General features: G+C 47.9%; 9 protein-coding genes. 1 reads left to right on the forward strand and 8 read right to left on the reverse strand.

Annotated features, from left to right (window positions below; all coding sequences use genetic code 11):
* Positions 1–85: 85 nt before the first annotated feature.
* From DCMF_RS08670 to DCMF_RS08680, 3 genes are all read right to left on the reverse strand, one after another.
* Entirely contained in the window at positions 86–1,177 is a 1,092-nt protein-coding gene (locus tag DCMF_RS08670; protein WP_148134059.1) for an ABC transporter substrate-binding protein, read from the reverse strand.
* 301 nt (positions 1,178–1,478) lie between these two features.
* Complete coding sequence (locus DCMF_RS08675; RefSeq protein ID WP_148134060.1) at positions 1,479–2,009, reverse strand: cucumopine synthase-related protein; 531 nt, start codon at positions 2,007–2,009, stop codon at positions 1,479–1,481.
* A complete protein-coding gene (locus DCMF_RS08680; RefSeq protein WP_148134061.1) occupies positions 2,009–2,467 on the reverse strand; it encodes a hypothetical protein in 459 nt (152 codons plus the stop codon). The genes DCMF_RS08675 and DCMF_RS08680 overlap by 1 nt, the downstream gene beginning before the upstream one ends.
* 658 nt (positions 2,468–3,125) lie before the next feature.
* Here DCMF_RS08680 and DCMF_RS08685 point away from each other — a divergent pair.
* Positions 3,126–5,651: a BTAD domain-containing putative transcriptional regulator gene (locus tag DCMF_RS08685; RefSeq protein ID WP_214659206.1), complete on the forward strand. Its 2,526-nt coding sequence runs from the start codon at positions 3,126–3,128 to the stop codon at positions 5,649–5,651.
* 221 nt (positions 5,652–5,872) lie between these two features.
* Here DCMF_RS08685 and DCMF_RS08690 read toward each other — a convergent pair whose 3' ends face one another.
* From DCMF_RS08690 to DCMF_RS08710, 5 genes are all read right to left on the reverse strand, one after another.
* On the reverse strand, positions 5,873–7,339 hold the full coding sequence (locus DCMF_RS08690) for a pyridoxal-phosphate dependent enzyme (RefSeq protein ID WP_148134063.1): 1,467 nt from the start codon (positions 7,337–7,339) through the stop codon (positions 5,873–5,875).
* 45 nt (positions 7,340–7,384) lie between these two features.
* Entirely contained in the window at positions 7,385–8,629 is a 1,245-nt protein-coding gene (locus DCMF_RS08695) for a threonine synthase (protein WP_148134064.1), read from the reverse strand.
* Positions 8,630–8,709: 80 nt separating this feature from the next.
* Positions 8,710–11,259 carry a selenium-dependent xanthine dehydrogenase gene (xdh, locus tag DCMF_RS08700; RefSeq protein WP_148134065.1) on the reverse strand — a complete coding sequence of 850 codons (2,550 nt, stop codon included), beginning with the start codon at positions 11,257–11,259 and terminating at the stop codon, positions 8,710–8,712.
* 5 nt (positions 11,260–11,264) lie between these two features.
* Positions 11,265–12,653, reverse strand: coding sequence for a dihydropyrimidinase (gene hydA, locus DCMF_RS08705; protein WP_148134066.1), 1,389 nt, complete (start codon positions 12,651–12,653; stop codon positions 11,265–11,267).
* A 29-nt stretch (positions 12,654–12,682) separates the two neighbouring features.
* Complete coding sequence (locus DCMF_RS08710) at positions 12,683–13,687, reverse strand: ornithine carbamoyltransferase (RefSeq protein WP_148134067.1); 1,005 nt, start codon at positions 13,685–13,687, stop codon at positions 12,683–12,685.
* Positions 13,688–13,990 lie beyond the last annotated feature (303 nt).

Below are 13,990 nucleotides of genomic sequence, written 5' to 3' on the forward strand. Positions count from 1 at the left end.
AAAGAATGCTGCCGGCAGCATTGAAGCCGATAAATTTGTTCCAACATATTTAGATAGCTATTGAGTATTTATCAATAAACAAAAACTATTTTTTAGCTTTCGCTACAACTTCTTTCTCCCATCTTTCACTCCATTGGTCTTTAACAGTGGCGATATAGCCCCAGTCAGCCATCTGAGCTTGTTCGATGTTATCAGGAGTAAAGCCCATCTTGGATTTTGTATCATCAGACAGTTTGGCATAAGCGTCTTTATTCATCGGGAAGTAACGAAGATCGTTCCCTATATCAGCCTGCGCTTCTACACCCAGCTCCATGTCGATATACTTATAAGCCAGGTCGAGGTTGGAACTATTCTTTACTGCGTTCATGCTGGTAACCAGACAGAAGCCACCTTCTTTGGGTATGGCCAGCTTGACATTGGCGCCCTGCTCCTGTGCCCAGGCGACGCGCCCGTCTGTCCAGGTACTCATGGCGATACTACCTTCCTGGAACAACTGCAACATGGCAGGGTGGTCGGTAACAAAGGTGTTTATATTAGGAGCAAGTTTAGCCATAGCTGCAAAACCGGGGTCGATATTTTTTTCATCTCCACCGGCTTGTTTTGCGGCCCAAACCATCAGTTCGATCGTGTCGGACTTTAAAACGCGGATAGCAACTTTTCCTGCGTATTGAGGATCCCATAGGTCATTCCAGGAGGTAGGCGGGGTCTTTACCAGATCAGGATTGTAAGCGATACCATAAGCGCCCACGTCATGAATCACTGTGCAATCGCTAAGAATGCCTCTCTTATAGAGATTGGCGACATTGGGTACAGTGGTTGCATTAATTGGAGCAAATAAACCTTTTGCTTCGCCTTGGAAGGATAAAACCGGATCGGAGAAGATCAGGTCGCATTCGCCGTTATTGACCTTAACCAAAATATCAGCACCGGTGGCATTAACAAACGTAACTTTGCAGTTATTTTCCGCTTCAAAGGCTGCCAGGTGTTTTGTCAGAGTCTCGTCATAAGCTCCACCAAAAGAAAGAACGCGCAATTCACGGGGTGCACTCGTCTGCTGGGCCGAATTGTCAGTCGTGGTACCGGACATATTATCGCTCGTGGTACCGCCAGTGCAAGCAGTGAGGGAAAAGGCTATTAACAAAACCGGTAACAAACAAAGCAAATGTTTAATTCTCATAGTTTTACCCCTTTCAAATTATTTTTGACGGATATACCAGATATAAATAACTGATTACCTTTATGCCATCACGCTTGGAATCCAAAAGATATTGCCCCCTACCTACCCCTCCAATCATAATAATTTCATTATATAGGAATATATTTTACGTATTTAATAATTTTGTACATAGTAACAAAACTTGTCAATAGAACTAAATTGAATTAGCTAAATATGCCTGCATATTCTGGTAAAATCTCTTAAATCTTGACAAAATAAGAGAGATGGAATTGGATTCTATTATTAACCATAGATTATACTGCTATTTAATGCCAGGGTTTACCTTTGTTTTTGGCACCTTATCCCAAACATATTCCCAGGGGAAGCAAATCATCGCCCACCTGTTGAGACAAGTTAAATAATTGGCCCAGCTGTAATATACTTCGCGAAAATCATCTTTTGTTTTGATCGAATCGTAAGAATCCACAATGTCATTAAAAAATTCCCATACTTTCGGTAAATTGAGCCAAGGCGCAGGGCAGTTCGGCGGAGCCATCGAGCCCAACAACCTGGCGGTACCGCCGGTCAGGTAACGCCAGAAAATCTTGATGGTTTCCACATCGATACTGTCATTATCAAGAGCAGCATACATACACGGCTCGACGACATGTCGGCCGATATTGGACGTGTCGGCGATCATAAAATACAGATTACCAACGGCAGAACCATCGGTGCCGGCGCCGCTGGGGAAGTAGCCTTTTTCAGCCATATTAAATTCAATCGGTTTGTCAAACCAAATTTTATCCAGTTCATTTTCGATTTTATCTTTTACTTCACTCCAATGTTTAGCCATTATGCATTCTCCTTTGCAATAATTTCCAAGGTGACCAGCCCATGGGGACCGAGATGATTACGCCAGACCCGTTTGCCCGCTTCATAGAAAATATCCAAATATTCAGGATCAACTTTTATAACTATGCCACCTCTGGCGTCCAGCGGCTCGGTCATATCGGGTCCGTAGCATACCTGGCAGTCCACACCAGTATATGTAATTTCCCCCGGTTTACGGTTGCATAGCTTGCCGTGGTGTCTTCCGGCAGGGTTATCCTGAGTGCCGGAAATACGGGCTTTGCGCGGGGGGCGGCACCTAGCATTAAAGGTATCCCCTGTTGAAAGCGTATTTACGCAGGCGCCCCTGAAAGGAAGTAGCCCCCAAAACATCTCGCACAGCTCGGGTTCTGTTTCGTCCTGCATAGTACCCACTACTTTAATGTCAAATTCCGGAAACAATATGTCGACTTTTCTTGCCATTATTCTAACCTCCATGATTATTTTTTGATTTCTCTTTACGGCTGTCTATATGCGGTTTTTCTTTTCTCCCTCCTCTACTTGATGTTACTTTCATGTAAATATAATTTAAAATAAACGGGCCGATAGATTATCTGCATTATTTTATTTGATGTCTTATATATTTTTTAAGTTGTTTTAGCCTGTCCCGTTAATTATAATTAAATTATATTTACAGTATTTATACTTAAATCATATTTGTATTTGTCACCTGGATGTCATTAGGAGGTGTCACAAAATAAAAATTACATTTTTTATTACCGGTTATCCCAAAGTTTTTTTTGACGATACCTTAATCCAGTTTCCTACTAAAAAACCCGAAGGGATTTTTTATTATCTTCTCATAAATAAAACCGCAACCAGGGAATACCTCGAAAACATGTTTTGGCCTGATCTTGAGCATATAAGCGCCAACAAAAATTTACGTAATGCCATTTACCACTTAAAAAATCTCTTTGACAAAGATATTTTTACCAATGAAAACGGCATATTGGCAATCAACCCCACGATCCCCGTAATAATAAATGACGACCCGCTACGGGGAAATATACTGCAAGGATTTTTTATCAAAAACTGTCCGGATTTCGAAATCTTTCTGGAAGATTATAAAAGAGGTCATAGTTTGGCTATTTATACAGGCCTCAAGGAAGATTTTATTCAAAGCCTGGATCAGTCAAATCAGGAAAAAGCATTAAAGTGTTTTTTTGCCCTTAAAAAAATAAATCCTTACGACGAAGACATCGTAAGGCTGATGATGCGTTTCTACCACAAACGGAATGAAATCGAGAAATGTATTTCTCTCTATAAAGATTTGGAGAGGGTCCTTCATGACGATCTTTCGGTAGAGCCTAATTTGGAATTGAAGAATTATTGCCGTAACATTTTGCTGGAAAAAAAATACCGGCCCCCCAAAAGCGCCAAATACTTTTACGGCCGCAAGAATGAATTGGGGAAAATCCAAAACTTCTATCTGAACTTTTCCAACGGCTTAAGACACAGCAGTATTATCCTGTTTGCCCCTATTGGCTGCGGCAAAACAGCATTGTTAAATCATTATCTTAATACCACTATCAACAAAGAGAATATCCTCATTCATTTCACTTGCTTCGAGGTAGAAAAAAATACGCAATTACGTATTCTAGAACTGATTATGTATAAGCTCGTAAGCGCTACCGGAACCAATATCAACTCGTTGCCCGAAAATTGCCGGTATTTGCTCTCCCATGTTTTGCCTCAAATATTCAATAACTTTGTCTATGATTTTCACTTTTCCGAGGCTGACACATCCCAGTTTTTCAGTCAATACAAAATCGAGGAAACCTTAAGCGAATTCTTTCAATTTATGTTACAGAAATATAAGTTGTTTCTGGTTATTGACGATCTGCAATTTTGCGATCTTTCCAGTCTCAGTTTTATCGCCCGGATCCTCTGCCCGGTATTTAAAGAACGGCTTTTATGCCTGTTCGCGGCGCGGGAAGAAAACCATAAAGACATCATCCGCTATTTTAAGAATCTGATCATGGAAAACGACATGGAAGTCATACATATCGGTAATTTCTCCAAGGAGGATGTCTCCAATATATTACAGGACATTCTGGACATTAAGGATCATTCTCCCTCTGATTCCTTATATGACAGCACCAACGGCAACCCGCTGTTCCTGATGGAAGTGATTCAAAACATGAGAAGCAACAACACCTCGCAGAATTATAAATTCCTTACCTTACTAGAAGAAAAAGTAGAAAAGCTGGATGCTTTGGAAAAAACGGTTCTTTCCATCTCCTCCCTGTTTTTTGATTTCATTAATTATGATATCATCTCCGGGATTATTAATCTGGACGTTATAAAAACCCTGGAAGTCTTTGAATCCTTAGTTAACCAAGGATTTATCAAAGAAGAAATATCCGCAAATAAAATTAAGCTGAAATTTTCTCATGAGAAATTCCGCGAATATATTTATCAAAAACAACCGCTGGTCAAGCGTATGAGCCTCCATGGCAAGATAGCCGATTACATAGCCGACCACATGCTTGGCGATACCTTTAACAGCTATCTAACCGACAGTATGATCTACCATTACAAACTGGCAGGCCACAACGTCAAATATCTGGAGTATAAGCTCAAGGTGTCCGGTCAAATCGTATGCAGCGGCAACGATCTGCCGGAATTGCTGACTCCGATCACCCAAAGTTATATCGAAGAACTGGAGCGGGAAATCAACGAAAACACCGTCACCCCTCAGATGAAGTTCGAATTTTATTTACTGAAAGGATGCTTTTTAATCAGAACCTGCCGTTATCGGGAAGGCCTCGACAATTTAAATTATGTGATAAAATATGATAGTGATTATTATCATTTATGGATCGCCTATAGACATTTGGTCTTATACAGCGTTCAGATATTGGATAAGCAAAATATGAGGGAACACACGTTATCCTCTCTACGCCTCTTAAGGAAATGGCCGGACGAATTAAAAAAAGCCGAAATTCTTAAGTTTTTTGCCCTGAGCGAAATGCACAACCTGCACTTTGAGAATGCACAAAAAGTACTGCAAAGAAGCCTTGATATCTTCCAACATGCCAAATCCAACAGCAATACCGTCAATAATATTGCCTGTATCTATAATTACATGGGATATGAAGCAAGGCATAAAGGCGAATATGAAAAAACGATTCCTTATTACGAGAAAGCCATCGAAATCTGTTCTAACGGCGGGATCATTTACGGCTTACCCTTATATTATATGAACCTAGGCCAGGCTTTTTATAAACTGGGCGATATAGATAAAGCCAAAAAATACTTTACAATCTCCAATAGCTTGCATTATAAAATCGACAACCCCCTCTCTAAAAGCCTGACTAATGCATATCTCGCTCTGATTTGTTTTCAAGCGGAGGAATATCGCCAGTCGGAGGAATATTTGTCACAAGCTATCGAAATCAGCAAAGTCCTTGATAATTTATATGAAAACGCCTATCTCTATAAAATTATCTGCCTTATCAAGCACCAGATTGAAAGAAATAAAAGTGCACAAGTCCTTTTTGACAGCATTATTCCTGAGAATTACAACTATTATTTAATCCTTGCCCAAAGCACATTCAAACAGCTTCATCTGGAACGGGAAATGGAGGATATCTTTAGATCTTAGACGCAGGGATGGTTCTTCTGTCTGAGGTTTAGTTAAGTTTAATTATTTATTTAGACAAGAGAACCGTCCCTATGTCTATGCAAAAAATGGGTCAGCCACCTATCAAGGGACTAACCCATTTTGTTTGCTTCCTGTCGATTATTCTCAACCTTGATCTGTCCTGGACGCCTGAGTGTTAACGGTATAGTTACAAAAGGGTTTAATTCAACTATGCACTACTCTTAGAGCAACCCTGTTCTCTGATTAAATTCAGTAATCAATTCATCGATCTGTTCGGCCTGCTTGCGGATGCTGCCCCAGTAATGATCATAATCATACCATTGGGCGTTCAATTCATCCAATTCTCTCCCCTGCTGCTCAACCCAGGTATAGTACTTCAGGTTGTGCACTCTTCTCCTGTCCACATAGGTCAGTTCCTGCATATTGTCTGTTGTTAAGGAGATCAAATGACGGTAATAATCACCGGCGGCATTGATTTCTTTGTATTCCCCATGTTTCTCTTTGAGTTCTTCCAGTCTGGACCCGTAAAGCTCCATGGAATCGGTGAGCACCGTTACCACAAAGTCTTTTTCCGTTAGCTCGTAATATTTAGCCAGTTTAATGGCACCCAGGACATTGGCAATCCCCGATATGCCCAGGAAGGATAACTTTTCCACCAGCTCTTCGGCCACACCCTGTTGTTCCACCAGGTATTTCTTACCGGCAGGTTCATTGAACAGCCGGATCAGGCCTACGCTATTCTCGTCATTAATGGCGACCACCAGATCGGTATTTTTTACATTGTGAATCCAGGGCACATGTTTATCCCCGATCCCTTCGATCCTATGCCCGCCGAATCCGTTTTCCAAAAGAGTGGGGCACTGGAGCGCTTCTCCTACGCCCAGCTTGCTGTATGGAAACTTTTCTTTTAAATAATCCCCGCAGGCCATGGTTCCGGCGGATCCGGAGGTGAAGATGGCGCCGGCAAACCGGTCGCCTGCACCCATGATTTTATTCAGGACTTCTTCCATGGCATGGCCCGTAACTTCATAGTGCCACAGGTAATTGCCCAATTCCTCAAACTGGTTAAAAATCATCACGTTGTCCCTGGTCTTTCTTAATTCCCAGGTTTTATCGAAGATTTCTTTCACATTGCTTTCGCAGCCCGGGGTGGCGATGACCTCGCCGGCCAGGCGGGACAGCCACTCAAACCGTTCCCGGCTCATTTCCTGGGGCAAAATAGCAATGGACTGGCAGGATAGCAGTTCCGCGTTATAAGCGCCTCCCCGGCAGAAGTTTCCCGTGGAAGGCCAAACGGCCTTATGGAAGGTGGGGTCAAATTGGCCGGTGACCAGCCTGGGCACCAAACAGCCGAAACTGGCGCCAACTTTATGGCAGCCCGTGGGAAACCATTTTCCCACCAGGGCGATAATCCTAGCCTTTACGCCTGTCAATTCTGGGGGGAATTCTAAATAATTAACATCTCCGTAGAGTCCCCCTTCTTTAACCGGCTGATTTTTCCAGGTGATGCGGAACAGGTTGTAGGAGTTGACATCCCACAGCCCGATGTGCTTGAGCTTCTCTTTAATTTTTTCCGGGATTAGTTCCGGGTTTTTCATCTCTTTAAATGTGGGAATGATAATATTTCTTTCCCGTGCCTTTGCCACAGTCCTCTCCAGTTGCTGTTCATGAATGGTTAAGTCAATCAATGCTTCTCCCTCCTATTTTTATAGAAATTATCCACCGGTAACTCTCTAAAATCGTACTAACCCGGCCAATTTCTTTTTTAACTCCCCTAAATCCGGGTCAACTTTAATCGGCGCACCGGCAGCCTTAACGGCATTGTTTACGTCTTTCAGTCCGTTCCCGGTGATACAGGTGACCACCAGTTCATCCCTGCTAATCAGGCCCCCGGCGACCAGTTTTTTGAGCCCGGCCAGTCCTGTCACTCCCGCCGGCTCTCCGAACACGCCGCAGGTGTGGCCCAGTAATTTCATGGCCTGCAGTATTTCCTCATCCGTGACATTGATCATCGTTCCCTTTGATTCCCGGATAGCATTTAAGGCTTTGTCCGGATTACGGGGCACACCCACCGCAATGCTGTCCGCCAGCGTGTTTTCCTCCATAGGCTCCAGGGGGTTGCCGCTCAGAAAAGCCCGGGTGATGGGGCAGCATCCTTCCGCCTGCACACCCGCCATTTTAGGCAGTTTATCGATGAATCCCGCCTGGTATAAATCCTTAAAACCCTTCCAGGCGCCGGCAATGGTGCACCCGTCGCCCACGGAAAAAATTGCCCAGTCCGGCACCTGCCAGTTTAACTGTTCGCATATTTCCAGGGTAACGGTCTTTTTCCCCTCCACCAGATAAGGATTGATCGCCGCATTCCGGTTATACCAGCCCCAGTGGGCGATGGCTTGGGCGGACAGGTGAAAAGCATCCTCATAATTTCCCTGGACGCTGATCACGGTAGCGCCGAAAATCAACAATTGGGCCACTTTTCCTTGGGGGGCCCTTTGGGGGACAAAAATCACACTTTTCAAGCCCATGGCGGCCGCATTGCCCGCCAAGGAGGAGGCGGCATTGCCCGTGGAAGAGCAGGCTACCGTCTCAAAGCCCTCTTCCCCTGCTTTTACCACGGCAATGGCGGAAGCCCGATCCTTTAATGAAGCGGTGGGGTTTAGCCCGTCATCCTTGAGGAAGAGCCTGCTCAGACCCAGCACCTCCATTAATTTTTGCGGATAGTACAAGGGGGTCCAGCCCACTTTTAAGGGTGTGCGCCGGCTCTCTTTTTGCACCGGTAAGAAGGGCAAATAGCGCCAGATGGAATAGTCCCGGTTTTGGGATAAGGTTTCCCGGCTGATATTTTTTTTAATGTAGTCGTAATCGTAAATGACGTCCAGAATTCCCTTCTCACCACATTCCGGGCAGGTAAAGACACGGTCGTCCGCCGGAAAGACCCGGCCGCAGGAAATACATTGAAGTCCTTTCACATTCTCCATGACAGTCATCTCCTTGACTAAAATCCAGATTTCCTCCAAACTATTGTCAGTACGCAGGGCTCAATAACCAAAAGCGCCATCTATTTCCGATAGGCCGTGTCCCGTAAAGGAAGCTGCAATCTAATTTTTCCGTCATATTTGTAATAGGCCGAGGCCACTGCGGCGGTGGTGGGGATGGCGGAAATTTCCCCGATTCCTTTGGCCCCGTAGGCCAAGGATGAAGCATTCTTTTCGATCACGATGGTCTGGATTTCCGGCATGTCCGTAGAGCGGAATAGGCCCAGGGTGCCAAACTTCGCCGTAGGAACGGCATTGTTCAGGGGAAAGTCTTCCCGCAAGGCATAGCCTAAGCCCATGGCAACGCCTCCTTCGATCTGGCCTTCAATGTTGAGGGGGTTGATCGCTCTCCCCACATCATGGGCCGCCACCACCTTCTTCACCTTGCCCTGCTCATCCAGAATCACCACGTGGGTAGCGTAACTATAGGCCACATGGTGGACCGGATGGGGTTTATCGGAGGTCAGGGAATCGGTAATTCCCCGGTATTCCCCGGAAAACTCCTGCCCGTCCAGTTCGGCCAAAGTGGCTTCCTTGAGGCGCTCAGCCAATTTCAGAGCGGCCTGCCGGGCCGCTTCCCCGGTGAACAAGGTCTGCCTGGACGCGGTAGAAGAGCCTGCATCCGGCGTCAGTTCCGTATCGGGAGGACAGGCATCCAACAAATGCTCAGGCAGGCCGGTAGTGGTGGATACAATCTGAAGCATCACCGTAGCCAGACCCTGGCCGATGCATTGGGCGCTGGTGAGCACCCGCACCCGGCCGTCAGTAACTACTAACTTGCACCGGCCGATATCAGGCAGCCCTACCCCGATGCCGGAGTTTTTCAACGCACAGGCAATACCGGCACCAGGATGATCGAAATAAGTGTCCCGTACCGCCATCAGGGTTTCCTTCACCGCCGTGTCCGCATCGGCAATTTGTCCCGTGGCCATCACATCACCGGGATCTAAAGCATTTCGGTATCTTATCTCCCACGGGGAGATGCCCACCTGTTCCGCTAATAAATCCAGATTGGTTTCCCCGGCAAAGACGGACTGGGTGACGCCAAAGCCGCGGAATGCCCCGGCTGGGGGATTATTCGTATAGACACATAAACCGGTCAGTTCGATATGGGGGATGCGGTAGGGACCAGGGACATGGGTACACGCCCGCTCCAGCACCGCCGGACCCAGAGAAGCGTAAGCGCCGGTATCGGCGACGATTTTTGCCACCATGGCCGTAAGCCTTCCCTCCCCATCACAGCCGGTGCTTATTTCCAATGTCATGGCATGTCGTTTGGGGTGAACCAAAAGGCTTTCCTTCCGGGTCAGGGTTAATTTCACCGGTTTCCCGGTATCCCTGGCCAGGAGGGCCGCATGATGCTGAACGCTTAAATCCTCCTTGCCGCCGAACCCTCCGCCCACGTACTTGCTGATCACCCGTACCTTGTCATCAGTCAGACCCAAAATGTGGGCAATTCCCTGTTTATCTTTGTGCACGCTTTGGGTCGCGGCATAAACCGTGATCCCGCCCTGATGATCCGGAACAGCCAGGGCGCTTTCCGGCTCCATGAAGGCATGCTCCGTAGGCGGAGTTTGATAGGTTTTTGTCACCACATATTTTGATTTCCCTAAGGCATCTTCCGGATTGCCTCTTTTCACATAGGTTTTGCTTAACAAATTGCCCCGGGGATGGAGTTGAGGAGCTCCCTCCTGAAGGGCCTGCACCGGGGTAGTTACCGGCGGCAGCTCTTCATAGTCCACCTGAATCATCTCCAGGGCCGCTCGGGCTGCTTTTTTGCTCGTGGCCGCCACCAGGGCTATCGCATCCCCCACGTACCTGGTTTCTTCTCCCACCCCAATCAAAACGGGCCAATCTTTAAAAATATAGCCCTCCAGCCTGCTGCCCGGCACATCTTCCGCGGTCAGTACCGCTTCCACTCCCGGATAGGTGCGGACAGCCGACACATCGATATGCTTCACCAAAGCCCGGGGGTATTTGGTGCGCAGCACAGCGCCGTAAAGCATATCCTGCACATGCATGTCGTCCACATACTGCCCTGTGCCCAGGACCTTTTCCCGTCCGTCCAACCGGAGCAGGGCGCTGCCGATGCCGGAACATTCCGGCCATGCAGGGGCCAGTTCCCCCCGGAAGACCCGGGCCGCCAGATCAATCGCCTGCTCAATCTTGACATATCCCGTACAGCGGCAAATATTTCCCCGGATTGCTTCCTTAATTTCCTGCGGCGTGGGCTGAGGTTTTTTATCCAGCAGCCCTTTAGCGCTGATTACCATGCCGGGAATACAAAAACCGCACTGTACCGCCCCCGCTTTCGTGAAGGCCCAGGCGTAAACCTCTTTTTCCCGGTCCGTCAAGCCCTCTACCGTGATCAGTCTTTTCGAATCAACCTTGGCCAGAGTCAGGAGACAAGCCCGCTGGGCTTTGCCGTCCACCAGCACCATGCAGGCCCCGCAGGACCCTTCCCCACAGCCATTTTTGAGGGAAGTCACATGCAATTCATCACGGAGGAAATCCAGCAGGTTCATATCTTCTTTTGCCTGGTAAGCATTTCCGTTCAGGTCTATTGTGAACATCCGGGTCACCCTCTCTTCCCAAAAGGCTTGCGGTGCAGATACACGCCTCCGGGACCTTCCTCAGATATTTTTCCCGCGCAGACCACCTGCCGGCCCCGCAGAAAGACATGTACAGCTGTGCCGATTTGCCGGAAACCTTCATAAGGCGTATAATCCACGCGCTGATGCTGGGTAGGGGCCGTAATCACAGAGGTGGCCCAGGGATCCCACACCACAATATCGGCATCACTGCCCACGGCGATGGTTCCTTTCCTGGGGAATAAGCCAAACAGTTGGGCCGGTTTCGTTGCGGTGAGAGCGACAAACTGGTTGATGCCAATCTTCCCGGACGCCACACCATAGGTATAGAGCAGGCCCATGCGGTGTTCCACCCCGGGAATGCCGTTGGGAATTTTGCTGAAATCCTCAAGCCCTAGCTCTTTTTGTCCACGATAATTAAAGGAACAATGGTCTGTGGCTACGGTGTCAAGAACACCTGCCCGCAAACCATGCCATAGGGCTTCTTGATCATGCGGGGAGCGCAGGGGCGGCGACATCACATACTTGGCGCCTTCAAAGCCTTCCCCTTGATATAAGCTGCTGTCCAAGAGCAAATACTGGGGGCAGGTTTCCCCAAACACCTCTACACCCCGAACCTTGGCATCCACCACCCCTTGGAGGGCTTCCCGGCAGGTCAGGTGCACGATATAGAGAGGAGCCTGAGCGGCCTCAGCCAGGCTAATCGCCCGCGCCGTAGCCTCCCGTTCCGCAACGGAAGGACGGGTTAAGGCATGATGGAAAGGAGCCCTATTTCCTTGGGCCAATGCGTCTTTGACCAGCCGCTGGACCAGATCTCCGTTTTCACAATGAAGACAGATCAGGGCGCCGTTCTCTTTGCTTCGCCCCAATGCCTCCAGCAAAACACCGTCGTCTACCTGCAAAAGGTTTTTATAGGCCAGATAGAATTTAAAAGAAGAGACGCCTTCTTCTTGGACCAGCCGGTCCATTTCCCGGGCAATCCTGTCGTTCCACTCCGTAATGGCCATATGGAAGCCGTAATCCGTATAGCTTTTCCCTCCGGCCTTGGCATGCCAGTTGGCCAGGGCCAAAGCCAGGGTCTCCCCTTTAAATTGGGTGGCAAAATCGATAATGGTCGTAGTCCCACCCAGGAGGGCCGCCTTAGTGCCGCTGGCAAAATCATCTGCCGTCACGGTCTGGCCCACGGGCAGATCAAAATGGGTATGGGGATCGATGCCGCCGGGAAACAAAAAACACCCTTCCACAGTCAGCACTTGATCCGACCCCTGCCTGATCCCATGACCAATGGCGGTAATCTGTTCCCCTTCCATACGCAGGTCTGCCTGATAATAATCAGCAGCAGTGACGATGGTACCTCCGCTTAATACAATACCCATCTATTCCATCTCCCCATCAGATACATGTATTACCTGCCGCCCATGAGCAGCGTCATCACGGCTTTCGCCGTATGCAGGCGGTTTTCCGCTTCATCGTAGACAATGGAATGGGGACCATCAATCACGGTATCTTCTACTTCATTGTTACGGTCGGCAGGCAGGGCATGCATATACATGACTTCCTTATCCGCAAGGGCCATCTTGGCCTCCGTGCATTTCCAACTCTTCTGAGCCATCAGCTTGTCGTCAACCACCTTGGCCGCACCGGTGAGGGTCGCCCCGGTCTGGTCATTAACCCAGCTGCCCCAGTTCTTAGGTATCACAATATGGGCATTCTCATAGGCCTCTTCTTCGTTATTGGTCACAGTAACCGTACCGCCGTATTTTGCCGCGCTGGCTCTGGCCTTTTCAATCACCCAGTCAGGCAGTTCCCAGCCCTTGGGATGAGCAAGATATACATCCATGCCGTAGCGGGGGAAGAGGAGCACTTGAGACACCGGTACCGAGATGGGCTTCTTGTGGCTTTCCGCATAAGCCCAGATAATAGAAACCTTGACCCGCTTCAAGTCGCCGATTTTCTCTTTCATGGTCATTAAGTCGGCCAAAGCCTGAAAGGGGTGATAAAAGTCACACTGTAAATTCATCACCGGAGCGGTAGACCATTGCGCCATTTCGTTCAGGTACTTGTTGCCGATACCCCAGTTGCAGTAGCGGCAGGCAATGGCATGGCCGTACCTGGATAAAATGATGGCGGTATCTTTGGCGCTTTCTCCATGGGCAATCTGCATCCCGCTGGAATCCAGGTAGTTGGCGTGGCCGCCTAACTGGGCAATACCGGCTTCCATGGAGTTTCTGGTCCGGGTGGACTGCTCAAAGAACATGAGGAACATGGTCTGATACTGCAGATAGGGGGTAGGCACACCCATAGCAAACTTTTTCTTCAGGTCTAAGGATACTTCCAGCATGGTTTCTACTTCTTCTTTTGTGAAATCTTCCAAGTCGATAAAATGTCTGCCGCGAAAAATTGATTGCATAATCTAAACCCTCCTGTATATGTACTTATTTTGTTGTTTGTTCATAATTAATTTATTATTTATTAATAGTTTTCCAAATGTTAATTGTTAGTGTCATGGGTTACCATCTCTCACTCCGATGCTTCACTCCGACAGTACTAAACTCGCTTCGGGCAAAATTGGGCCGCCTGAAATTCACCGTCCTGGTTCAGTGAAAGCTGGCGCGGGCTCAATTGGGGACATTCCTCCGAAGGAGGTGTGTCCCCTGACCGCTATCCCGTGCCCCCAATTTTGCTTCCTCAGCTTCGTCAAGTACTGTTACCG

Origin of the sequence: Candidatus Formimonas warabiya, assembly GCF_002777255.1 — a bacterium.
GTDB lineage: Bacteria > Bacillota > Dehalobacteriia > Dehalobacteriales > Dehalobacteriaceae > Formimonas > Formimonas warabiya.

Excerpts from the sequence above, each read along its gene's own strand:
- DCMF_RS08670 (WP_148134059.1), bottom strand. The coding sequence starts at position 1,177 with ATGAGAATTAAACATTTGCTTTGTTTGTTACCGGTTTTGTTAATAGCC.
- DCMF_RS08675 (WP_148134060.1), bottom strand. The coding sequence starts at position 2,009 with ATGGCTAAACATTGGAGTGAAGTAAAAGATAAAATCGAAAATGAACTG.
- hydA (WP_148134066.1), bottom strand. The coding sequence starts at position 12,653 with ATGGGTATTGTATTAAGCGGAGGTACCATCGTCACTGCTGCTGATTAT.
- DCMF_RS08680 (WP_148134061.1), bottom strand. The coding sequence starts at position 2,467 with ATGGCAAGAAAAGTCGACATATTGTTTCCGGAATTTGACATTAAAGTA.
- DCMF_RS08695 (WP_148134064.1), bottom strand. The coding sequence starts at position 8,629 with ATGGAGAATGTGAAAGGACTTCAATGTATTTCCTGCGGCCGGGTCTTT.
- DCMF_RS08710 (WP_148134067.1), bottom strand. The coding sequence starts at position 13,687 with ATGCAATCAATTTTTCGCGGCAGACATTTTATCGACTTGGAAGATTTC.
- xdh (WP_148134065.1), bottom strand. The coding sequence starts at position 11,259 with ATGTTCACAATAGACCTGAACGGAAATGCTTACCAGGCAAAAGAAGAT.